At 53.6% G+C, this 22,933-nt stretch carries 24 protein-coding genes and 1 other RNA gene; 13 read left to right on the top strand and 12 right to left on the bottom strand.

Annotated features, from left to right (window positions below):
• Positions 1-5: 5 nt before the first annotated feature.
• Positions 6-584, bottom strand: a complete 579-nt coding sequence (locus WHR59_RS04080; protein ID WP_003026978.1) for a YecA family protein — start codon at positions 582-584, stop codon at positions 6-8.
• 167 nt (positions 585-751) lie between these two features.
• Between WHR59_RS04080 and zapA the strand changes: the two genes are divergently transcribed.
• The 3 genes from zapA to WHR59_RS04065 all read left to right on the top strand — a co-directional run bounded on the left by zapA (position 752) and on the right by WHR59_RS04065 (position 1,922).
• Positions 752-1,081, top strand: a complete 330-nt coding sequence (zapA, locus tag WHR59_RS04075; protein WP_003026980.1) for a cell division protein ZapA — start codon at positions 752-754, stop codon at positions 1,079-1,081.
• Positions 1,082-1,122: 41 nt separating this feature from the next.
• A non-coding RNA gene (ssrS, locus tag WHR59_RS04070) (6S RNA) lies at positions 1,123-1,306 on the top strand.
• A 19-nt stretch (positions 1,307-1,325) separates the two neighbouring features.
• Entirely contained in the window at positions 1,326-1,922 is a 597-nt protein-coding gene (locus tag WHR59_RS04065; protein ID WP_075145658.1) for a 5-formyltetrahydrofolate cyclo-ligase, read from the top strand.
• Positions 1,923-2,303: 381 nt separating this feature from the next.
• Here WHR59_RS04065 and serA read toward each other — a convergent pair whose 3' ends face one another.
• Both serA and rpiA read right to left on the bottom strand, forming a co-directional pair.
• Positions 2,304-3,536, bottom strand: a complete 1,233-nt coding sequence (serA, locus tag WHR59_RS04060; protein WP_075145657.1) for a phosphoglycerate dehydrogenase — start codon at positions 3,534-3,536, stop codon at positions 2,304-2,306.
• A 270-nt stretch (positions 3,537-3,806) separates the two neighbouring features.
• Positions 3,807-4,466 (bottom strand): ribose-5-phosphate isomerase RpiA, encoded by a 660-nt coding sequence (rpiA, locus tag WHR59_RS04055; RefSeq protein ID WP_047408891.1) that lies wholly within the window; start codon positions 4,464-4,466, stop codon positions 3,807-3,809.
• A 159-nt stretch (positions 4,467-4,625) separates the two neighbouring features.
• On the opposite strand from rpiA, the gene argP reads away from it, so the two are divergent.
• The 5 genes from argP (at position 4,626) to WHR59_RS04030 (ending at position 11,172) form a co-directional block, all read left to right on the top strand.
• Positions 4,626-5,519 carry a DNA-binding transcriptional regulator ArgP gene (gene argP, locus WHR59_RS04050; protein ID WP_043017520.1) on the top strand — a complete coding sequence of 298 codons (894 nt, stop codon included), beginning with the start codon at positions 4,626-4,628 and terminating at the stop codon, positions 5,517-5,519.
• A gap of 233 nt (positions 5,520-5,752) precedes the next feature.
• On the top strand, positions 5,753-7,897 hold the full coding sequence (scpA, locus tag WHR59_RS04045) for a methylmalonyl-CoA mutase (RefSeq protein WP_047408885.1): 2,145 nt from the start codon (positions 5,753-5,755) through the stop codon (positions 7,895-7,897).
• Positions 7,890-8,885: a methylmalonyl Co-A mutase-associated GTPase MeaB gene (gene meaB, locus WHR59_RS04040; protein WP_043017522.1), complete on the top strand. Its 996-nt coding sequence runs from the start codon at positions 7,890-7,892 to the stop codon at positions 8,883-8,885. The genes scpA and meaB overlap by 8 nt, the downstream gene beginning before the upstream one ends.
• A 10-nt stretch (positions 8,886-8,895) precedes the next feature.
• Positions 8,896-9,681 carry a methylmalonyl-CoA decarboxylase gene (gene scpB, locus WHR59_RS04035; protein WP_008785757.1) on the top strand — a complete coding sequence of 262 codons (786 nt, stop codon included), beginning with the start codon at positions 8,896-8,898 and terminating at the stop codon, positions 9,679-9,681.
• Between the two features lie 24 nt (positions 9,682-9,705).
• On the top strand, positions 9,706-11,172 hold the full coding sequence (locus tag WHR59_RS04030; protein WP_043017523.1) for an acetyl-CoA hydrolase/transferase family protein: 1,467 nt from the start codon (positions 9,706-9,708) through the stop codon (positions 11,170-11,172).
• On the opposite strand, the gene srsR is transcribed toward WHR59_RS04030, so the two are convergent.
• The 7 genes from srsR to epd all read right to left on the bottom strand — a co-directional run bounded on the left by srsR (position 11,169) and on the right by epd (position 18,306).
• Positions 11,169-12,065, bottom strand: a complete 897-nt coding sequence (gene srsR, locus WHR59_RS04025) for a LysR family transcriptional regulator SrsR (protein ID WP_075145656.1) — start codon at positions 12,063-12,065, stop codon at positions 11,169-11,171. The genes WHR59_RS04030 and srsR overlap by 4 nt on opposite strands.
• Before the next feature lie 123 nt (positions 12,066-12,188).
• The gene (locus WHR59_RS04020; RefSeq protein ID WP_043017525.1) at positions 12,189-12,935 is read right to left on the bottom strand and encodes an oxidative stress defense protein; all 747 of its coding nucleotides are present in this window, start codon (positions 12,933-12,935) and stop codon (positions 12,189-12,191) included.
• A 93-nt stretch (positions 12,936-13,028) separates the two neighbouring features.
• Positions 13,029-13,664 (bottom strand): arginine exporter ArgO, encoded by a 636-nt coding sequence (argO, locus tag WHR59_RS04015; protein ID WP_043017991.1) that lies wholly within the window; start codon positions 13,662-13,664, stop codon positions 13,029-13,031.
• A gap of 190 nt (positions 13,665-13,854) precedes the next feature.
• On the bottom strand, positions 13,855-14,715 hold the full coding sequence (locus WHR59_RS04010) for a small-conductance mechanosensitive channel MscS (RefSeq protein ID WP_043017526.1): 861 nt from the start codon (positions 14,713-14,715) through the stop codon (positions 13,855-13,857).
• A gap of 191 nt (positions 14,716-14,906) precedes the next feature.
• Positions 14,907-15,986 (bottom strand): class II fructose-bisphosphate aldolase, encoded by a 1,080-nt coding sequence (gene fbaA / locus WHR59_RS04005; RefSeq protein ID WP_003027029.1) that lies wholly within the window; start codon positions 15,984-15,986, stop codon positions 14,907-14,909.
• Between the two features lie 88 nt (positions 15,987-16,074).
• On the bottom strand, positions 16,075-17,238 hold the full coding sequence (gene pgk / locus WHR59_RS04000; RefSeq protein ID WP_043017527.1) for a phosphoglycerate kinase: 1,164 nt from the start codon (positions 17,236-17,238) through the stop codon (positions 16,075-16,077).
• A 39-nt stretch (positions 17,239-17,277) separates the two neighbouring features.
• Positions 17,278-18,306 carry an erythrose-4-phosphate dehydrogenase gene (epd, locus tag WHR59_RS03995; protein ID WP_071445566.1) on the bottom strand — a complete coding sequence of 343 codons (1,029 nt, stop codon included), beginning with the start codon at positions 18,304-18,306 and terminating at the stop codon, positions 17,278-17,280.
• 374 nt (positions 18,307-18,680) lie between these two features.
• On the opposite strand from epd, the gene WHR59_RS03990 reads away from it, so the two are divergent.
• From WHR59_RS03990 to WHR59_RS03970, 5 genes are read left to right on the top strand one after another with little or no spacing between them, the layout of a single operon-like run.
• Positions 18,681-19,106 (top strand): PPC domain-containing DNA-binding protein, encoded by a 426-nt coding sequence (locus tag WHR59_RS03990; protein ID WP_043017528.1) that lies wholly within the window; start codon positions 18,681-18,683, stop codon positions 19,104-19,106.
• 24 nt (positions 19,107-19,130) lie between these two features.
• The gene (locus tag WHR59_RS03985; RefSeq protein WP_003027040.1) at positions 19,131-19,709 is read left to right on the top strand and encodes an ECF transporter S component; all 579 of its coding nucleotides are present in this window, start codon (positions 19,131-19,133) and stop codon (positions 19,707-19,709) included.
• Positions 19,710-20,417, top strand: a complete 708-nt coding sequence (locus tag WHR59_RS03980) for an energy-coupling factor transporter transmembrane component T (protein WP_227093462.1) — start codon at positions 19,710-19,712, stop codon at positions 20,415-20,417.
• Entirely contained in the window at positions 20,405-21,082 is a 678-nt protein-coding gene (locus WHR59_RS03975; RefSeq protein WP_080626127.1) for an ABC transporter ATP-binding protein, read from the top strand. Before WHR59_RS03980 ends, WHR59_RS03975 begins: the two co-directional genes overlap by 13 nt.
• Positions 21,076-21,759, top strand: a complete 684-nt coding sequence (locus WHR59_RS03970) for an ABC transporter ATP-binding protein (protein ID WP_075145652.1) — start codon at positions 21,076-21,078, stop codon at positions 21,757-21,759. Before WHR59_RS03975 ends, WHR59_RS03970 begins: the two co-directional genes overlap by 7 nt.
• On the opposite strand, the gene WHR59_RS03965 is transcribed toward WHR59_RS03970, so the two are convergent.
• Positions 21,716-22,426, bottom strand: coding sequence for a nucleoside/nucleotide kinase family protein (locus WHR59_RS03965; protein ID WP_181634326.1), 711 nt, complete (start codon positions 22,424-22,426; stop codon positions 21,716-21,718). The genes WHR59_RS03970 and WHR59_RS03965 overlap by 44 nt on opposite strands.
• A complete protein-coding gene (locus tag WHR59_RS03960; RefSeq protein WP_047408872.1) occupies positions 22,423-22,932 on the bottom strand; it encodes an MltR family transcriptional regulator in 510 nt (169 codons plus the stop codon). Before WHR59_RS03960 ends, WHR59_RS03965 begins: the two co-directional genes overlap by 4 nt.
• Between the last annotated feature and the right edge of the window lies 1 nt (position 22,933).

Genomic DNA, 22,933 nt, shown 5'->3' with positions numbered 1-22,933 from the left:
CGTTCTTAGTGCAGAGTCGGTTTACGGACTTCCGGCGCGGTCGGCTGCTGACGCGTAAACGTGTCATGACACAGCAAAGCGGCAACGCGCACGTATTCAATTATCTCTTCGAGCGACATTTCCAGCTCTTCCTGATCTTCGTCTTCGTCATATCCCAACTGGGCGATATTGCGCAAGTCGTCAATCGCTTCCCCGGTTTCACCGGTCACTTTGTCGAGCTTCGGCTGCGTCACGCCAAGCCCCAGCAAAAAGTGGTTTACCCACCCCGCCAGCGCATCGGCGCGATCGAACACGCTGACGTCATCGCCTTCTGGCAGATAAAGCTGAAAAAGGAAGCCGTCGTCCTCAAGGGCATCGCTGGTAGCAGAGTGCATTTTCAGCAGTGCCTGAGCCAGCTCGTGGCCGAAGGCCAGACCTTCGTTCGTCAGGTCGTGCAGCAGCGGCTGCCATGAGCTGTCGTTGTTGCCGCCGCAAATCATCCCGCTGATTAAGCCGTGCATTTCGGCCGGGGTTAATCCAGCCCCTTGTTGGTTCAAAAACTGGCTAACTTCGTTGTAGCCAGGCATTTCGTTCTGTATAGACATAAGCATTCGTCATCAAAGGGAGGAATATTCATGGTATGCTACCACTTTGGACCCTGGTGGACCAGAAAAGGGCTTGTATCTTGATACCAGGGTAGCTATAGTGTCGCCCCTTCGCGGACCCAAGGTCTGGAGACGAAGGCAGCGCAGTCAATCAGCAGGAAGGTGGCATGTCTGCACAACCCGTCGATATCCAAATATTTGGCCGTTCACTGCGAGTGAATTGCCCGCCTGAACAAAGGGATGCGTTGAATCAGGCTGCGGACGATCTCAATCAGCGATTGCAAGATCTGAAAGTTCGCACTAGAGTCACAAATACTGAGCAGTTGGTTTTCATCGCCGCGTTGAACATCAGCTATGAATTAACTCAGGAAAAAGCGAAGACGCGTGAGTACGCGGCGAGCATGGAACAACGTATTCGGATGCTACAACAGACCATCGAACAGGCGTTGCTTGATCAGGGTCGCATAACCGAAAAAACGGGCCAAAACTTTGAATAACACTTTTCGGTTTACTGTGGTAGAGTGACCGTGAAGACAAAATTTCTCTGAGATGTTTGCAAGCGGGCCAGTCCCCTGAGCCGATATTTCATACCACAAGAATGTGGCGCTCCATGGTTGGTGAGCATGCTCGGCCCGTCCGAGAAGCCTTAAAACTGTGACGACACATTCACCTTGAACCAAGGGTTCAAGGGTTACAGCCTGCGGCGGCATCTCGGAGATTCCCTTCTACCTGGCAACAGCCATGACATTACTTTCTGAACTCCCTTTATCCCGACAAGAAATCCGTCAACTGATTCGTCAGCGTCGTCGTGCGCTTACCAGCGATCAGCAACAACAATTTGGTCAGCAAGCCGCGAACCGAATGCTCAGTTATCCCCCTGTTGTACTCGCTCATACCGTGGCGGTATTCCTCTCGTTTGATGGCGAACTCGACACCCAACCGTTGATCGAACAGCTGTGGCGAGCGGGTAAGCGCGTCTATCTTCCGGTTCTTCATCCCTTTAGCCCTGGCAACCTGCTGTTCCTGCACTATCATCCGCACAGCGACCTGGTCACCAATCGCTTAAAGATTCAGGAACCACGACTTGATGTCCGCGACGTATTGCCGCTGTCACAGCTGGATGTACTGATTACGCCGTTAGTGGCGTTTGACGAAGATGGGCAACGGCTGGGCATGGGCGGCGGATTTTATGACCGCACGTTGCAAAACTGGCAACAGCATAAGATCCAACCCGTGGGCTACGCGCACGATTGTCAGCGAGTGGAAAAATTGCCTGTCGAAGAGTGGGATATCCCACTGCCTGCGGTGGTGACGCCATCCAAAATTTGGGAGTGGTAGCCGTTTTTTGCCGATTGACAGCGCCGTTTTTTTGACCTAAATTCCTCGGTGAAGGGTGAGGGAGGCGAACCTCCCTCCTGCGTACTCTCTGTTAATATGCTGGCGTAGCGATGATTAACAGGATCAGCAGCATGATGACGTATCTCATCATCGTCCCTTTCCTTTTTAGAGCCCCTGCTTCGGTAGGGGCTTTCCCGTTTCAGCACTATGCTGAGCCCCTATCGTAAATTTCTTTTAGTGCTGTACAACACGCAGCACTGCCTTTAGTTGCCAATTGCGGCAAGGCTCGAAAACAGAATGTATGCGTTACAGAAAGAAATTTTGAGGCCGGGAAATCAGAGGAAAGATGGGCAGGTCAACCGCCTGCCCATATAGAGGAAATCAGTACAGCAGACGCGCGCGAATGGTTCCCGGAAGGGCCTTCATCGCCAGCAGCGCTTTCTCCGCCACATCTTCATCCGCTTCAATATCGATAACCACGTAACCTACCTGTGCGGAAGTCTGCAGATACTGTGCGGCAATGTTGACGCCCTGCTCGGCAAAAATCTGGTTCAGCGCGGTCAAAACGCCCGGACGGTTTTCGTGAATGTGCATCAGACGACGACCACCGTGCAGCGGCAGCGAAACTTCCGGGAAGTTAACCGCAGACAGCGTAGAGCCGTTGTCGGAATACTTGGTCAGTTTCCCAGCCACTTCCAGACCGATGTTTTCCTGTGCTTCCAGCGTGGACCCACCGATATGCGGCGTCAGGATCACGTTGTCGAAATCACACAGCGGCGAGGTGAACGGATCGCTGTTAGAAGCAGGTTCCGTTGGGAAGACGTCGATGGCCGCTCCCGCCAGATGTTTTGTTGCCAGCGCATCACACAGCGCAGGAATATCGACAACCGTACCGCGTGCGGCGTTGATCAGCAGTGCGCCTGGTTTCATCAGCGCAATCTCATGCGCGCCCATCATATTTTTGGTGGAGGCGTTTTCCGGTACGTGCAGGCTCACCACGTCGCTCATATTGAGCAGGTCGGAAAGATGCTGAACCTGGGTGGCGTTGCCAAGCGGGAGTTTATTTTCAATATCATAGAAATAGACATGCATCCCCAGCGATTCCGCCAGAATGCCCAACTGAGTACCAATGTGGCCGTAGCCGATGATCCCCAGTTTTTTGCCACGCGCTTCAAACGAGCCGGTAGCCAGTTTATTCCACACGCCGCGGTGTGCTTTGGCGTTTGCTTCGGGTACGCCGCGTAGCAGTAGTAGCAGTTCGCCAATCACCAGTTCCGCAACGGAACGCGTGTTAGAGAATGGTGCGTTGAACACGGGGATCCCGCGTTTTGCCGCAGCGGACAGATCAACCTGGTTGGTGCCAATGCAGAAGCAGCCAATCGCGACCAGTTTCTCTGCGGCGTCAATCACATCTTCCGTCAGATGGGTACGGGATCGCAGGCCAATGAAGTGGGCATCACGGATGGACTCTTTCAGTTGCTCAGTGTCCAGAGCGCCTTTGTGAAACTCGATGTTGGTATAACCTGCTGCACGAAGGCTTTCGAGCGCTTTTTGGTGTACGCCTTCAACCAGCAGAAATTTAATCTTATCTTTCTCCAGTGATACCTTTGCCATTTCCCCGACCCTGTCTTTTTTGTTCAAACTGATGTGTTGTGTGTGGGATTTTCATCCGTCTCTTCAACATATCAAAAAATAATATTGCGGCAATATGAACGTTTGCGTCGCCGTGCTGAAGAAATGTCATTCAACGAGAAATGTCAGAGGAAAATACTGGCGATAACTTTTTCTTTGGAGAGATCGGCAGGACAATATTATAAACGTGACACAAGTCACCAAATTTGCCCTGCCAAAATTTTTTTAACGGGAGAAGACGCTCCCGTCAGATCATTTTACGATAGTTTTCACGCCATCTGGCGTACCGATCAGCGCGACATCCGCACCACGGTTGGCAAACAGACCGACGGTTACCACACCCGGAATCCCGTTGATGGCATTTTCCAGCGCGATGGCGTCGAGGATCTCCAGACCGTATACATCGAGGATCACGTTGCCGTTGTCCGTCACGACGCCCTGACGGTATTCAGGACGACCGCCCAGCTTCACCAACTGGCGAGCCACAGCGCTGCGCGCCATTGGGATCACTTCAACCGGCAGCGGGAAGTTGCCGAGAATATCGACTTCTTTAGACGCATCCGCGATACAGATAAATTTCTTCGCTACGGAAGCAATGATTTTTTCACGGGTCAACGCTGCGCCGCCGCCCTTGATCATCTGCATGTGGCCGTTAATTTCATCCGCGCCGTCAACGTATACGTCGAGGCTGTCAACTTCGTTAAGGTCGAACACGTGGATGCCAAGGCTTTTGAGTTTTTCGGTCGAGGCGTCCGAACTGGATACCGCACCTTCAATCTGACCTTTCATTGTGCCCAGCGCATCAATAAAGTGTGCGGCTGTTGAACCTGTACCTACGCCCACAATGGTACCGGGCTGTACATACTTAAGTGCCGCCCATCCTACTGCTTTTTTCAGTTCATCCTGCGTCATGATCGTTTCGCCTGTGGTGGGAAAATTCACGCGCATTATAGAACATTGCGCAGAAAAATGTCCCCACACCCGCTCGCAAGCGGCGGATTTCGTCTTTACCCAATCAAAAATTGTGTCATAGTGCAGAACAAGCAAAAATTTCAGGAGTGCGTCAAAGCAATGAAACGTCCGGACTACAGAACACTACAAGCACTGGATGCGGTTATTCGTGAACGAGGATTTGAGCGCGCGGCGCAAAAGCTGTGCATCACGCAATCCGCCGTTTCACAGCGCATAAAACAGCTTGAGAATATGTTCGGACAACCGTTGCTGGTGCGTACCGTACCACCACGCCCAACCGAGCAAGGGCAGAAACTGCTGGCGCTTTTGCGTCAGGTTGAACTGCTGGAAGACGAGTGGCTGGGCGATGAACAAACCGGCTCAACGCCGCTGCTGCTCTCGCTGGCGGTGAACGCCGACAGTCTGGCAACCTGGTTACTTCCGGCGCTGGCCCCGGTACTGGCAAATTCACCGATTCGCCTGAACCTGCAGGTTGAGGATGAAACGCGCACCCAGGAACGTCTGCGTCGTGGTGAAGTGGTCGGTGCGGTGAGTATTCAGCATCAGGCACTGCCAAGCTGTCTGGTGGATAAACTTGGCGCACTGGACTATCTGTTTGTTGGATCAAAACCTTTCGCCGAGCGTTATTTCCCTAACGGCGTCACCCGCTCTGCCCTGCTGAAAGCCCCGGCGGTAGCGTTTGACCATCTTGATGATATGCACCAGGCGTTCCTGCAACAAAATTTCGACCTGCCGCCAGGCAGCGTACCATGCCATATCGTTAACTCGTCTGAAGCCTTCGTTCAACTGGCACGTCAGGGAACCACCTGCTGCATGATCCCACACTTACAGATTGAGAAAGAGCTGGCAAGCGGCGAACTTATCGACTTAACACCGGGCCTGTTCCAGCGCCGGATGCTGTACTGGCATCGCTTTGCGCCGGAAAGCCGCATGATGCGCAACGTCACTGATGCGCTGCTGGCCTATGGCCACAACGTGCTGCGTCAGGATTAAACCGTTTATTCCTCCTGAGTGCCGGATGGCGGCGTAACGCCTTATCCGGCCTACAAGCCTTATACCCTCTTTTCATGCTATTCCCGCCACGTCTTTGAAATACATCACAAAATAAAACACGCCGCGCGGCAAAAAACGACGTCCTGTTGGCTATTTTTTGCTGGCGACAAGCCAAATGAAAAAGCACACCGTATTCGCAAAGATTCAACTTATTGCGTAATACGGAGCAAAAAATGGCAAACGTGCAGGAGTGGCAAACACTCGCCAATAAAGAACTCAGCCGACGGGAAAAAACCGTCGAGTCGCTGGAAAGACAGACAGCGGAAGGGATTGCCATCAAGCCGCTGTACACTGAAGCAGACCTCGATAATCTGGAAGTCACGGGCACCCTTCCCGGCCTGCCGCCTTACGTGCGCGGCCCACGCGCCACCATGTATACCGCACAGCCGTGGACCATTCGTCAGTACGCCGGTTTTTCTACCGCCAAAGAGTCCAACGCCTTTTACCGCCGCAACCTCGCCGCCGGGCAAAAAGGGCTTTCCGTCGCCTTTGACCTTGCCACCCATCGTGGCTATGACTCAGACAACCCACGCGTGTCGGGAGACGTCGGTAAAGCCGGCGTGGCGATCGATACCGTCGAAGATATGAAGGTACTGTTCGACCAGATCCCGCTGGATAAGATGTCGGTATCGATGACCATGAACGGCGCGGTGCTGCCGGTACTGGCGTTTTATATCGTCGCTGCAGAAGAACAAGGCGTAACGCCGGAACAACTCACCGGGACCATTCAGAACGATATTCTGAAAGAGTACCTGTGTCGCAACACCTACATTTATCCACCAAAACCGTCTATGCGCATTATCGCCGACATCATCGCCTGGTGCTCCGGCAACATGCCGCGCTTTAACACCATCAGCATCAGCGGCTATCACATGGGTGAAGCCGGGGCAAACTGCGTGCAGCAGGTGGCCTTTACGCTGGCAGACGGTATTGAATACATCAAAGCCGCACTTTCCGCCGGACTGAAAATAGATGACTTCGCCCCGCGCCTGTCGTTCTTCTTCGGCATCGGCATGGATCTGTTTATGAACGTCGCCATGCTGCGCGCGGCGCGATATTTGTGGAGCGAAGCGGTCAGCAGTTTTGGCGCGACGAACCCAAAATCTCTCGCTCTGCGTACCCACTGCCAGACCTCCGGCTGGAGTCTGACCGAGCAGGATCCTTACAACAACGTGGTACGTACCACCATTGAAGCGCTCGGCGCTACGCTCGGCGGCACCCAGTCGCTGCATACCAACGCCTTTGATGAAGCGCTCGGTTTGCCCACCGATTTCTCCGCCCGTATTGCGCGTAATACGCAAATCATCATTCAGGAAGAATCAGAGATCTGCCGCACCGTCGATCCGCTGGCCGGATCGTATTACGTCGAGTCACTCACCGATCAAATCGTCAAGCAGGCGCGTACGATCATCAAGCAGATTGACGAGGCAGGTGGCATGGCGAAAGCGATCGAAGCCGGGCTCCCTAAACGGATGATCGAGGAAGCTTCCGCGCGCGAACAGTCGCTGATCGACCAGGGTAAGCGCGTTATTGTTGGCGTGAACAAGTACAAGCTGGATAAAGAAGACGAGACGTCGGTACTGGAGATCGACAACGTGAAGGTGCGTAATGAGCAAATTGCTTCGCTGCAGCATATCCGCGCCACCCGCGACAACGATGCCGTTAAAACCGCACTATCCGCGCTGACCCACGCCGCGCAGCATAATGAAAACCTGCTGGCTGCCGCCGTCAACGCCGCCCGCGTTCGCGCCACGCTCGGTGAAATCTCCGACGCGCTGGAAGTCGCCTTTGACCGATATCTGGTTCCCAGCCAGTGCGTTACTGGCGTGATTGCGCAAAGCTATCACCAGTCTGATAAATCCGCCGATGAGTTTGACGCTATCGTTGCGCAAACCGAACGCTTCCTCGCGGAAAATGGCCGTCGCCCGCGCATTCTGATCGCCAAGATGGGCCAGGACGGCCACGATCGCGGCGCGAAGGTGATCGCCAGCGCCTACTCCGATCTCGGCTTCGATGTCGATCTCAGCCCGATGTTCTCCACACCAGAAGAGATCGCCCGTCTGGCGGTAGAAAACGATGTGCATGTAATAGGCGCATCGTCACTGGCGGCAGGCCATAAAACGCTGATCCCGGAGTTGGTTACCGCACTCAAAAAATGGGGGCGTGAAGATATCTGTGTGGTAGCAGGAGGCGTTATTCCGCCACAGGATTACGCCTTCCTGCACGAGCATGGTGTAGCAGCCATTTATGGCCCCGGCACGCCAATGCTCGACAGCGTCCGCGATGTGTTGACCCGTATCAGTCAACATCATGATTAACGCCGCCACGCTTGAGGATACCGTCCGCCGCTTGCGACTCGGTGAAAGAGCCACACTCGCCCAGGCAATGACGCTGGTCGAAAGCAACCACCCGCGCCACCAGCCGTTAAGTACGCAATTGCTGGACGCGATTATGCCGTTCACCGGTAACGCCCTGCGCTTAGGGATCACCGGCACGCCGGGCGCGGGTAAAAGTACGTTCCTGGAAGCATTCGGTATGCTGCTCATCCGCCACGGATTACGGGTGGCGGTGATCGCCGTCGATCCCAGCAGCCCGGTCAGCGGCGGCAGCATTCTTGGTGATAAGACCCGCATGACGGAGCTTGCCCGCGCAGAATCTGCGTTTATTCGCCCGGTCCCCTCCAGCGGTCATTTAGGCGGCGCCAGCCAGCGCGCACGCGAATTAATGCTGCTGTGCGAAGCAGCTGGCTTTGACGTGGTGATTGTAGAGACCGTCGGCGTTGGACAGTCAGAAACCGAAGTCGCAGGTATGGTGGATTGCTTTATCTCACTGCAAATCGCTGGCGGTGGCGACGATTTACAGGGTATCAAAAAAGGCCTGATGGAAATGGCGGATCTGGTCGTCATCAATAAAGACGACGGAGAGAACCATACCAGCGTTGCGATCGCCCGCCATATGTACGAATCCGCCCTGCACATTTTGCGCCGTAAATATGACGAGTGGCAGCCGCGAGTTCTGACCTGTAGCGCCCTGGAAAAACGCGGCATTGAGGAAATCTGGCAGGCGATAACCGACTTTAAAACATGCCTGACCGCCAGCGGTCGACTGGAAAAAGTTCGCCAGCAGCAGGCGGTGGACTGGTTACATCAGCAGGCTGAAGAAGAAGCGCTGCATCTGCTGTTTGCCCGGGCTGATTTCGACCGTTATTTCCAGCAGACGCTGCAGGCTGTCAAAAACAATGATCTTTCGCCGCGCACCGGTCTGCGGCATATCAGCGAATTTATCCAGCATCATTACTTTCAATAAAGAGAACATTATGTCTTATCAATACGTCAACGTGGTCATCATCCAGAAAGTCGCGGTTATTGAGTTCAACTACGCGCGCAAGCTCAATGCCCTGAGCAAAGTGTTTATTGACGATCTGATGCAGGCGCTGAGCGACCTCAATCGTGCGGACATTCGCTGCATCATTCTACGCGCTCCGAGCGGGGCCAAAGTGTTCTCTGCCGGGCATGATATTCATGAGCTCCCCACCGGACGTCGCGATCCGCTCTCCTATGACGATCCGCTGCGTCAGATAACCCGTATGATCCAAAAATACCCGAAGCCGGTGATCTCCATGGTCGAAGGCAGCGTCTGGGGCGGCGCGTTTGAGATGATCATGAGTTCCGATCTGATCATCGCAGCCAGCACATCCACCTTCTCAATGACCCCGGTCAACCTCGGCGTGCCGTATAACCTTGTGGGCATCCACAATCTGACCCGCGACGCTGGTTTTCACATCGTTAAAGAACTGATTTTTACCGCCTCGCCCATCACCGCTCAACGCGCCATGGCGGTCGGGATCCTCAACCATGTCGTACCTGTCGAGGAACTGGAAGATTTCACCCTGCAAATGGCGCACCACATCTCGGAAAAAGCGCCGCTGGCAATCGCCGTCATCAAAGAAGAACTGCGCGTGCTGGGTGAAGCGCACACCATGAATTCCGATGAGTTCGAGCGTATTCAGGGCATGCGCCGCGCGGTGTACGACAGCGAGGATTATCAGGAAGGGATGAACGCGTTTATGGAAAAACGTAAACCCAATTTTGTCGGCCATTAATCACGTCCGAGAAAGGAGACGGCCATGAAACGGATGAGCGCCGAACAGGCGGCAGAAATTATCCAGCACGATGATATGGTGGCATTCAGCGGCTTTACCCCCGCAGGTTCGCCAAAAGCGTTACCCAGCGCAATTGCCCAACGCGCATGCGAACAGCATCAGCTCGGGCAGCCTTTTCAGATCCGCCTGCTGACCGGAGCATCAATTGGCGCTGCTGCTGATGATGTCCTATCCGCGGCGGATGCCGTTTCCTGGCGCGCGCCTTATCAAACCTCATCGGGCCTGCGCGAGAAAATTAATCAGGGCCAGGTGAGGTTTGTCGATCTCCATTTGAGCGAGGTTGCGCAGATGGTTAATTACGGCTTTTTTGGCGAGATCGATGTTGCCGTCATTGAAGCTTCCGCCATTGCGCCAGATGGACGGATTTGGCTTTCCAGCGGTATTGGTAATGCGCCCACCTGGCTTCTGCGGGCGAAAAAAGTGATCATTGAACTGAATCATTACCATAATCCTCGCGTGGCGGAGTTTGCCGACATCGTGATACCCGGCGCACCGCCGCGGCGTAACAGCGTACCCATATTTCATACCATGGATCGCGTGGGCAGTCAGTGCGTGCAGATAGACCCGCAGAAAGTGGTCGCGATAGTGGATACCGACCTACCCGATGCAGGAAATACGGCGGATAAAACCAATCCGGTCAGCCAACAAATTGCCGATAACGTCGTCACTTTCCTGTTGGCAGAAATGGCGCACAAACGCATTCCAGCTGAGTTTCTACCCTTACAAAGCGGCGTGGGCAATATCAACAACGCGGTGATGGCGCGGCTGGGGGAAAACCCGGATATCCCGCCCTTTATGATGTATTCGGAGGTGTTGCAGGAGTCGGTGGTGCATCTGCTGGAAACGGGCAAGATAACCGGCGCCAGCGCCTCCAGCCTGACCATTTCAGCCCCCTCGCTACAGAAGATTTACGACAACATGGACTTCTTCGCCAGCCGTATTGTGCTGCGCCCGCAGGAGATCTCCAATAACCCAGAAATCATTCGACGGCTGGGGGTTATCGCGCTCAACGTGGGCCTGGAATTTGATATCTACGGCCATGCCAATTCCACGCACGTTGCGGGCGTGAACCTGATGAACGGCATCGGCGGCAGCGGGGATTTCGAGCGCAACGCCTACCTGTCTATCTTTATGGCGCCGTCGATTGCCAAAGGCGGGAAAATCTCCACCATCGTACCGATGTGCAGCCATGTCGATCACAGCGAACATAGCGTTAAAGTGATCGTGACCGAACAAGGGATTGCCGATCTGCGTGGGTTATCTCCGATGCAGCGGGCGCACACGATTATCGATAACTGTGCGCACCCTCTTTACCGGGATTACCTGCACCGCTATCTGGAGAAAGCGCCCGGCGGGCATATCCATCACGATCTCAGCCATGCTTTCGATCTGCATCGCAACCTGCTCGAAACAGGTTCAATGCTTGGTTAACTTGCCGTACCGTCACGATCCTCAGCAATATGCTCGAGCATGGTGGCGGTATAGCGATGATTTTTCAGCGAATAGAGAAATTCTTGCATATACATGGGGCTACCGGGCGCGTCGAAATACTTTAGCGTCGACGGATTCACCAGCCGCCAGGCGAAATGAGGGATCACCGTCAAAAACTGCCCGCGCTCCACCGCGCTAATCTTGGCCATAAAGCTGTATGGACGGTAAATAATCGTCGGGTTAATCCCACAGGGTCGCATGTAGGCATCCAGCATCGCCTCAAAGTTGGCGCGATTCTGGAAGCGCATTTGCAGCCAGGGCAACTCGCGCAGCAGATCCTGCGGCTGTTTTTCTTCGTAGCGCCGGGAAACGAGAAAACCCAGACGCAGCGGAGGGAGTTCATCGATCGCCAGATTTTCCAGCTCCTGGACGCGGGGGGAAACGTGCTGCGGCGAGATGATAAAATCGAGTTTGCGATCGAACAGGTTATCAATCACCCCATTCTCACTGAACTCCACGGCCTGGGCCGTCACACCATGGTACTTATCACCAAGGCTTATCAACTGGTCAAAAATAATCGTTGGGTAGGTATTGTCGATGCCGATGACGATTTCCCGCGAACGGCGAGAGGCGTTATGGATTTCGTTATCAATGGCAGAGAGGCGCTGATAAACGGGAAACAGCTTCTGATACAGCTCCTGTCCCGCTTTATTCAGACTGATGTTGTTATCTTTGCGGGTAAACAGCGTATAGCCGATTTGATCTTCCAGTGCAGCAATGCTTTTACCGAATGGCGATGCGGTCATATGTATTTTTTCTGCCGCTCTGGCGATGTTATTGGTTTGCGCCAGCAGAATGAAATTACGCATCTTTTTCGAGATAAAAATATCCATAGCGTCCCCTTAAAAATCGCTATGGCCTATCCTCATTACGGCGAAAAAAAAGACCGGATGTGAGGTCTCATTTTTACAGTTGGTCACATAAAAAACCCGGCTGGAAAGCCGGGTCTGGAACGATTACTGGGTTTTGGCTGGCGTTGCTGTTGGCTGCCCCGCCGTCGGCTCAATCTGGAAGACGACATCAACCTGATCGTCAAACTGAATAACCGGCTGTTCATAGGTTTCCTGAGCGGATGTCGCAGGCGCTGCATCCGCTTTCATCATCCGTACCATCGGGCTCGGTTGATAATTGGATACGTGATAGCGTACGCTGTAAACGGGACCCAGTTTACTGTTAAAGCCCGCTGCCAGTTGTTCAGCCTGATGAATAGCATCATCAATTGCTGCTTTACGCGCCTTGTCTTTATAAGCATCCGGTTGGGCAACACCGAGCGATACCGAACGAATCTCATTCAGACCGGCCTTCAGTGCGCCATCAAGCAGCGCATTGAGTTTGTCCAGCTGACGCAGCGTGACTTCAACGGTACGCACCGCACGATAGCCTTTGAGGATGCTTTTGCCGTTCTGGTAGTCGTAGTCCGGCTGGGTACGCAGGTTTGCAGCGCTAATGTCTTTCTTCGCTATCTGGTTCTGTTCAAGGAAGGAGAGATATTGCGCCACGCGTTCATCGGCCTGCTTCTTCGCTGAAGCCGCATCCTTTGCAGCAACGTTCACTTCAATCGCCAGAGTGGCGATGTCTGGTGTCGCATCCACGCTTGCCGTTCCGGAAGTCACGATGTGCGGTCCATTTGGCAACTCATTTGCCTGTACCGATAGTGCGCTGAATCCGACTAATGCCGCCAGGGCCATTATTTTGAACTTCACGGTCGTTCCTCCATGTTTCATTAATTACCCCGAAACTCAGGGCACATGCAGGCAAGCTTAGCCGATCTCGCTGCGTTGTCCATCAGACAACACTTAGTTGAACAACGCATGAACGTGCGCAACACCTTCTTTTGCCAGCTGAAAAGCGATAAACCACATCACTAATCCTACCAGCGTATTGATGATGCGCTGTGCTTTAGCAGTACGCAGGCGCGGAGCAAGCCAGGCCGCCAGCAATGCCAGGCCGAAGAACCACAGGAACGAAGCGCTGACGGTTCCCAGCGCAAACCAGCGCTTAGGCTCAACGTCCAGTTGCCCTCCCAGACTCCCCAGCACCACAAAGGTATCCAGATAAACATGGGGATTGAGCCACGTCACCGCCAGCATAGTAGCAATGATTTTCCAGCGGCCCTGCTTCATCACCTCGGCGCTGGCCAGCTCCAGATTACTACTCATCGCCGTTTTTAACGCACCAAAACCGTACCAGAGTAAAAAGGCGACGCCGCCCCAGGTGACCAGCGCCATCAGCCACGGCGACTGCATCAGCAAGGCGCTACCGCCGAAGATCCCCGCGCAAATCAACGCCAAATCGCTGATAGCGCAAAGTAAAGCGATCATGATGTGATACTGGCGACGGATCCCCTGATTCATCACAAAAGCATTTTGTGGACCAAGCGGAAGTATCATGGCCGCACCAAGTGCAAGCCCTTGAAAATAATACGATAACACGTTAATCATCCCGAACTGTTTCTCTTAGGAGCAGACTATAGCGCGGGAAAATCATTAGCGGAAATTGATAATTTTAATCAGGGATAAGAGGAATTAATACCAGGAGGGAAGATGCCGGATGGCGGCTGGCGCCTTGTCCGGCCTGGAGATTTTGTAGGCCCGGTATGCGATAGCGCCACCGGGCACGCGATTACTCTGCAGCGCTCTCTTTCACACGCTTGAAGTTCACATCCATCTGCGGATACGGGAAGCTGATGCCGTTGGCGTCAAACTCGCGTTTAATACGCTCCAGAACATCCCAATAGACGCTTTGCAGATCGCTGCTGTTGCTCCAGACGCGTACGACGAAATTAATCGAGGAAGCGCCCAGCTCATTCAGGCGCACCGTCATTTCACGATCTTTAATGATTCGTTCGTCAGACTGGATGATATCAGTGAGGATTTTTTTCACCTGATCGATATCGGAGTCATAAGCTACGCCGATGATAAATTCGTTACGACGGACCGGCTCGCGAGAGAAGTTAATGATGTTCCCGGCAATAATTTTACCGTTTGGGATCACCACAATCTTACCGTCAACGGTACGCATGGTCGTGGAGAAAATCTGCACGTTGAGCACGGTTCCCGCTACGCCGCCGAGGTCTACATACTCACCCGCACGGAACGGACGGAACATTACCAACAGCACGCCAGCGGCGAGGTTGGACAACGAACCTTGCAGTGCCAGACCAACGGCTAAACCAGCGGCACCGAGAACGGCAATCACGGAGGCGGTTTGTACCCCAACGCGGCCCAGAGCGGCAATCAGCGTGAAAGCGATAATACCGTAGCGCACCAGTGCGGAGAGGAAGTCGGCAACGGTTGCATCAATTTTACGCGCCAGCATCAGGCGGTTAACGGTGTTAGATACGATGCGCGCCACGATCATACCGATAATGACAATGGCGATGGCCGCCACGATGTTGACGGCATAGCTCAACAGCAGCTCCTGATTGCGGACCAGCCAGGTGCCCGCACCGTTTATGCTGTCGACAACATTCAAATCTTCCATTCACTATTCCTTTTTTGCTTACCCAAACGGGAGAAATAAAGCCGCCCTCACGGGACTGGCAACCTGACAAGGGTAAACAATAAACCTGGATTTTGCCAAACAGATCACAGAATTCTCTGTCAGCAGCACATTGAAATGGCAATAAAAAAGGCCCGCATTTGCGGGCCTCATGTCACGTAGAACGGCGTTAATTACAGAACGTCAACCGCGTTCAGTTCTTTGAAAGCCTGTTCCAGACGGGTGATCATGGTTGCCTGACCAGCACGCAGCCATACGCGCGGATCGTAGTATTTCTTGTTCGGCTGATCTTCGCCTTTCGGGTTGCCCAGCTGACCCTGCAGGTAAGCTTCGTTTGCTTTGTAGTAGTTCAGAACGCCTTCCCAGGTAGCCCATTGGGTATCGGTGTCGATGTTCATTTTCACTACGCCGTAGCTTACGGAGTCTTTGATTTCCTGAGCAGTAGAACCGGAACCGCCGTGGAAGACGAAGTTCAGGCTGTTGTGCGGCAGGTTATGTTTCTTAGAAACATAGTCCTGAGAGTCGCGCAGGATGGTCGGGGTCAGAACAACGTTACCCGGCTTGTAAACGCCGTGTACGTTACCGAAGGAAGCTGCGATGGTGAAACGCGGGCTGATTTTGCTCAGCTCGGTGTAGGCGTAATCAACGTCTTCCGGCTGGGTGTACAGTGCAGAAGCGTCCATGTGGCTGTTGTCCACGCCGTCTTCTTCGCCACCGGTGCAACCCAGTTCGATTTCCAGGGTCATGCCCATTTTGGACATGCGCGCCAGGTATTTGGAGCAGATTTCGATGTTCTCTTCCAGAGACTCTTCAGACAGGTCGATCATGTGAGAAGAGAACAGTGGTTTGCCGGTTGCTGCGAAGTGTTTTTCACCCGCGTCCAGCAGACCGTCGATCCACGGCAGCAGTTTCTTCGCGCAGTGGTCAGTGTGCAGGATAACCGGAACACCGTAGTGTTCAGCCATCTGGTGAACGTGATGCGCGCCAGAGATAGCACCCAGGATTGCAGCGCCCTGAGGAACGTCGGACTTCACGCCTTTACCCGCGATGAAAGAAGCACCACCGTTGGAGAACTGTACGATTACCGGCGCTTTAACTTTTGCAGCGGTTTCCAGTACGGCGTTGATGGAGTCGGTACCAACGCAGTTAACAGCTGGCAGAGCAAAGTTGTTTTCTTTAGCTACCTGGAAAACTTTCTGTACGTCATCACCAGTGATTACGCCTGGTTTTACGAAATCAAAAATTTTAGACATGTTGCGAGTCCTGTATCTTCGGCCTTGGAAAGGGCGCGCGCTCTAAAGCGCGCTAATAATTGGGCAGGTTACCCTGCCCATTAAATGCTTACTTTTTAGCGCGCTCTTCGAGCATCGCTACTGCTGGCAGTACTTTGCCTTCCACGAATTCGAGGAATGCGCCGCCGCCAGTGGAGATGTAGGAGATTTTGTCAGCAATACCGAACAGGTCGATAGCTGCCAGGGTGTCGCCGCCGCCTGCGATAGAGAACGCTTCGCTGTCTGCGATGGCGTTAGCCACGATTTCAGTACCCTTGCGGAAGTTCGGGAATTCGAACACGCCAACCGGGCCGTTCCACAGAATGGTTTTCGCATTCTTCAGGATGTCAGCCAGTTGCTGTGCAGAAGCGTCGCCGATGTCCAGGATCTGCTCGTCTTCTTTCACATCGCTAACGGATTTCAGAGTAGCCGGTGCAGTTTCAGAGAATTCAGTCGCTACGCGAACGTCGGTCGGGACCGGGATGTCGCAAGTGGTCAGCAGGCGCTTAGCTTCGTCAACCAGGTCAGCTTCATACAGGGATTTACCCACGTTGTGGCCTTGAGCGGCAACGAAGGTGTTCGCGATACCACCGCCAACGATCAGTTGGTCAGCGATTTTTGACAGAGAATCCAGAACGGTCAGTTTGGTAGAAACTTTAGAACCACCAACGATAGCCACCATCGGACGAGCAGGTTCTTTCAGTGCTTTACCCAGCGCATCCAGCTCTTCAGCCAGCAGCGGACCAGCGCACGCTACGTCAGCAAATTTGCCGATACCGTGGGTAGAAGCCTGCGCACGGTGAGCCGTACCGAAAGCATCCATGACGAATACGTCGCACAGCGCAGCATATTTTTTGGACAGCGCTTCGTCGTCTTTCTTCTCGCCTTTGTTGAAGCGAACGTTTTCCAGAACAACCAGTTCACCGGCAGCGACTTCAACGCCGTCCAGGTAATCTTTTACCAGGCGAACTGGAGCAGACAGTTTGTCTTTCAGATAGTTAACAACCGGCAGCAGAGAGAATTCTTCGTTGTACTCGCCTTCGGTAGGACGACCCAGGTGGGAAGTTACCATCACTTTAGCACCCTGTTTCAGGGCCAGTTCGATGGTTGGCAGGGAAGCACGGATACGCGCATCGCTGGTTACTTTCCCTTCTTTAACTGGTACGTTCAGGTCCGCACGGATAAAAACGCGTTTACCAGCCAGATCCAGATCGGTCATCTTAATTACAGACATGGTGAATCCTCTCGTTGATTCATAAAGTTTTGTCGACGCTCAAGCGTCGAGCCTGAAACCAATAGCAGCCATCGCTAACGTTGTGTCGAGCATACGGTTAGCAAAGCCCCATTCATTATCACACCAGACCAGCGTTTTGATCAGGTGAGCGCCACTCACGCGCGTTTGCGTACCATCAACGATGGCGCTGTGCGGGTCGTGGTTAAAATCTACAGAGACCAACGGTAATTCCGTATAGTCAACTATACCATGAAATGCACCTTGTGCTGCTTTTTGCAGCAACCGGTTGACTTCACTGGCTTTTACTGGTTTTTTCACCGTCACGCTTAAGTCGATCGCCGTCACATTTATGGTCGGTACACGCACCGCTATCGCTTCAAAACGATCGTTAAACTGCGGGAAAATTCGCGTGATGCCCGCCGCCAGTTTGGTATCCACCGGAATAATCGACTGACTGGCCGCTCGCGTGCGACGCAGGTCGGGATGATAAGCATCAATAACCTGCTGATCGTGCATCGCGGAGTGGATCGTGGTGACGGTACCAGACTCAATGCCGTAAGCATCATCCAGCAATTTAATGACGGGAATTATACAATTCGTGGTGCAGGAGGCGTTGGATACAATTCGGTGCTCAGCGCGCAGCTGATCCTGATTAACGCCATACACAACGGTTGCGTCGATGTCGTGACTGCCAGGATGTGAAAAGAGCACTTTTTTTGCACCAGCGGCAATATGCGCCTCGCCGTGTTCGCGGTTGCCGAAGACCCCCGTACAATCCAGCACGATGTCGACACCCAGTTCGCGCCATGGAAGTGCATCGAGTGTTCGCTCATGCAGGATGCGAATCGCGTCATCGCCAACAATGAGCTGGTCACGTTCCTGACGAACATCCCAGGCAAAACGTCCATGGCTGGTGTCATATTTCAACAAATGCGCCATGCCTGCAGCATCGGCCAGTTCGTTGATTGCCACCACGGTGATTTCCGCCCGACGCCCGGATTCATACAAAGCACGAACCACGTTGCGTCCGATGCGACCGAAACCATTAATCGCTACGCGTACGGTCATAGGTCTCCTGCAAGGATTTCTCAGAAACGATGTGGCTGACAGAGTAATGCAGCAAATCGCTCAGGGAAACCTTACCTGTCGCAAACTGCGACTAATTGGTTAATTGTCGAACATTTAATCGACTGAAACGCTTCAGCTAGAATAAGCGAAACGCGGAATAAAAGGAATGATTGTCCAGCAACAGAACACAGTTATCTGACTTACGTCACATTTTAACGCCCTTCAGCGCTAAATTTATTCCATATTCCAGAATTACGAATAACCGTAGCAAGATTATTTCGTTGCCATGTCACAAATCCTGATTTATATCAGGAAGCTCCCTAGCCCGCGTCTATATTATCAGCGCTACGTCCGAGTCTCGGAGTCCCTCAACTATGGCTATATTCTATCCCCCATCATCTGAAGCTCGCTTTCATGCGCTGCGGTTATTACCCGGTCAGGAAGTCTTTTCAGCGCTACACGCTTTTGTACAACAACATCAGCTACAGGCTGGTTGGATAGCGGGTTGCACCGGCAGTCTGAGCAACATAGCCCTGCGCTTCGCTGGACGCGAAGAAACCACGTTACTCACCGATTCGTGGGAAATTATCTCTCTGAACGGCACGCTGGAACTTACCGGCGAGCATCTCCATCTGGCGGTTGCCGACCCGCGCGGCGCGATGCTGGGCGGCCACATGATGCCGGGCTGTACCGTGCGCACCACGCTGGAACTGGTGATTGGCGAGCTGACGTCTCTGGCATTCAGCCGTCAGCCCTGCGCCGTTTCCGGTTATGACGAACTGGTTATTTCATCCCGCTAACGTTTTACTTGAAAGAGGTTTTCTATGGCGCGTCGCCAATTTTCCAGCCAGTCTCTGGTACTGATTGTCATTGCTATCGCCATCAATATGGTCGGTGGGCAGCTTATCAGCATGCTGAAACTACCTATTTTTCTCGACTCGATTGGTACCTTGATTAGCGCAGTGCTGCTAGGTCCAGTGGTGGGGATGCTTACCGGATTACTCACTAACCTGTTATGGGGGTTACTGACCGATCCGATCGCCGCCGCCTTTGCGCCCGTCGCCATGGTGATTGGACTGGTCGCCGGTTGGCTGGCGCGGGCGGGATGGTTTCGCACCTTACCCAAAGTCGTTGTCAGCGGTGTGATTATTACGCTTGCTGTTACCCTCGTTGCCGTGCCTATTCGCACGACCCTGTTTGGCGGCGTTACCGGCAGCGGTGCCGATCTTTTTGTCGCGTGGATGCACTCGGTCGGTCAGAACCTGGTTGAGTCCGTCGCCATCACCGTCATCGGTGCGAATCTGGTCGATAAAATCCTCACGGCAATCATCGTCTGGGTGCTACTCCGCCAGCTCCCGCTGCGCACAACGCGCCATTTCCCTACGATGTCTGCCGTGCGCTAAATGCACCCGTTTACGTCGTTAACTCTGTGGGCACTCGCCGCCTGCTCCACGCTCCTGCTGCCAACCGGAGCGCCGCTTAGTCTGTACAGCGCCGCGACGTTTGCCAGTTTGTTGTGTATGAAGGCTACGCGGTCGCGGGCGAAATACGTACTCTGGCTGATGATCCCCTTAGGACTGGGGCTATGGCTGGTGCACGGCGGATGGCTTACCGAATGGCTCAGCGGACAACCACGCACGCCAGAACGTTGGGCCGATGCCATTACGCTCTGGCTGCGGATCCTGGCTATTGTGTCAACATCGCAGATATGGATGCAGTACGTACCGGTTTCGCGTTTTATACGCGCCCTGTTTGCTTCTCGGCTGCCGCCAGGTGTGGCCTACCTGTTTGCCGGGCCGTTGCTGGTCGTTGAACAGTTCAAACGCCAGTTGGCGATTATTCATGAGGCCCAGCGCGCACGCGGCGTACCGCTGGATGAGTCCTGGTACCAACGTTTACGCGCCATGCCAGCATTGATTGTTCCGCTTACCCATAACGCGCTCAATGATTTAGCCGTCCGCGGCGCGGCGCTCGATATGCGAGGATTTCGCCTGCATCGCTCACGCACCACGCTGTGGGCGCCGCCAGACAGCCTCCTGCAGCGTCTGGCTCGCTACGCCATGATAGTTCTGATGATGGTTGAGACAGGAGTCTGGATTTGGTTACGTTAGAACAGTTTCGCTATCTTCCGACGCATGCCGCGCGGCCCCCCGCTTGCTACAATTTCCACTATGCCGAGCCCGGAATGGTAGCTATTTTTGGCGATAACGGCAGTGGGAAAAGTACGCTGGCACAGCTGATGGCAGGCTGGTACCCCGATTTCCTGCCCGGAGAAATTGAGGGCACAGGAACGCTGCTGGGTACCCCCATCGGGAAACTGTCACTGGTCGAGCAGTCGAGTACTGTCCAGCTTGTACAGCAGTCACCTTACCTGCAGCTTTCAGGTTGTACATTCAGCGTAGAGGAAGAAGTGGCGTTTGGTCCGGAAAATCTCTGCCTTACCGAGGCCGAAATTATGAAGCGCATTGATGAAGCCCTGACGCTGACGGAATGTCAGCCTCTGCGCCGTCGTCATCCTGGCACGCTTTCCGGCGGAGAAACCCAGCGGGTGGTGATTGCCAGCGCGCTCGCCATGCAGCCGAAAATATTGATTCTGGACGAAGCATTCAGCCGCCTGACAGCGCAGGCGACTGTGATGCTACTCAAGCGACTGCAACAATGGGCGCAGGAACAGCATGCTTTGGTGGTGCTTTTCGAACGCAATCATTCCCCTTTTCTCAGCCATTGCCAGCAGGCGTGGCAACTGCGCGATGGAGCATTGTCACCGCTATGCTAACGTTAAACCAGGTCAGCTATCGCTGGCCGAACGCCGCCGATGACTGCCTGTGCAATATTTCACTTGAACTCCATGAAGGGGAATGGCTGGCGCTTACAGGCGATAATGGCGCCGGTAAATCTACGCTGCTGCGTATTATGGCCGGGCTGCTATTTCCGTCTTCTGGCTCAGTAACGGTACAAAACCGTCCGATTGCGCAACTGAAAAACCGGGAGCGCGCCAGGGCGATCGGCGTGCTGTTTCAGGAGGCGGAAAATCAAATCTTTCACAGCAAGGTAGCAGAGGAAGTGGCTTTCGGATTACGGCTACAGAAGCTCCCGGTAGCTGAGATTGCGCAACGTACGTCGGCAGCACTGCAGTTATGTCAGCTAGAGGACGTTGCCGACGCACACCCACTGGATCTGCATACTGCTCAACGACGAATGGTTGCCGTCGCCAGTCTGGAAGCACTCGCGCCCGCGATTCTACTGCTGGATGAACCCAGCCGGGATTTTGATGCGCACTGGCTTGGCGTCTTCGAAAACTGGCTGGCGGTATGTCGTGCGCGTGGTACAAGCATTGTAGCGATCAGTCATGACGCGGCGTTTACGCAGCGTCATTTCTCGCGCGTGGTACGTCTACACAATAAAAATATCATACAGCCCGATATGCACCATCGACCGTCATCTCCAGCATAAAGTTTGCTGACCGACTCCCATCCAGTACCCGACGAACATTCGGTCCGTCGGTACGCTCATAAAACGCCTCAGCGTCAGCTTGTGAGAGTCCACCAGCCAGTTTACGACCTACCAGTCGCATGCGCAGCGCATTGGCGGGGGCGCGAATAAACAACGAGCAATCACAAAACTCAGCTAACGCTCGCCACCTTTCGTCATCGCGCAATAACCAGTTTCCTTCCACAATCACGATCGGTGCCGTCACGGTGATGGCCGCTTCTACCGGATCGTGCTTTTGCCGATCATATTGCGGCCAGGATCCTTCCCCTTCCTTTATCTGGCGTAGATTCTGCGCAAGCTTATCCACATCAAAGGTTTCCGGCGCACCTTTGTATGCCCGCAGGTTATGGGCATCCAGCCAGGTATTATAGTGATGGAAGCCATCCATCGGCAGCGTCTGGATCTCCGGCAGGTCAGGATCCTGATGGGAGAGATATTCCCAGAAGGTGGTCAGCGTCGATTTCCCCGTACCCGGCGGCGCGCTAAGAAAAACAATCGTTCGTCGCTGCGGGTTAGTGGCGTGTATTTTTGCCAACTGATGCAATAACGGTTTATGAACGTTCTCTATCTCATCATCATGGTAATGCGCTTCAACTTGTAGCCCATTCACCGTTAGTTCGATTTTCACGGCGTTAATTCCTTTAAAATCGCCGTTACTGCCAGCGTCATTGCCGTCTTGACCATGGCGCTAAAGCGCACTTCAGACCACGCAGCAAAGTCGGCAAATTTCATCGACTCCAGCGCACCATAAAGGGTCGCATTGCGGGTGATACTGTTCACGTTGCTGACAAAATCCCAGGTAATATCATCGGCAAAACCGGGGATATTATCCTGCTCCTTCAGGTACTGATAAAACTGAGAGAAATGGGTGATGTCGGCATAAAGCCATTTATCCATTTTTCCCAGCGCATAAATCAGTCGTAACGCAACGTCGATATCGTCAAGCGGTCCACTCTGGGCGAGTAACGGCTTCACTGCATATTCCACGATTTCTTCATCGTTATTAACGAACAGCGACGGTAAAAAACGCTTAATGCCCTGGAGCAAAATGTTATGTGCCGTCGTCATAAACGAGAGTAAATTATTTTGAGCATCCAGTTGCTCAAGCACATCGTCTTCTGTCAGCGTCGTCATT

The organism is Citrobacter europaeus, assembly GCF_037482245.1.
GTDB lineage: Bacteria > Pseudomonadota > Gammaproteobacteria > Enterobacterales > Enterobacteriaceae > Citrobacter > Citrobacter europaeus.
This window is presented reverse-complemented; position numbering and strand designations above follow the sequence as displayed.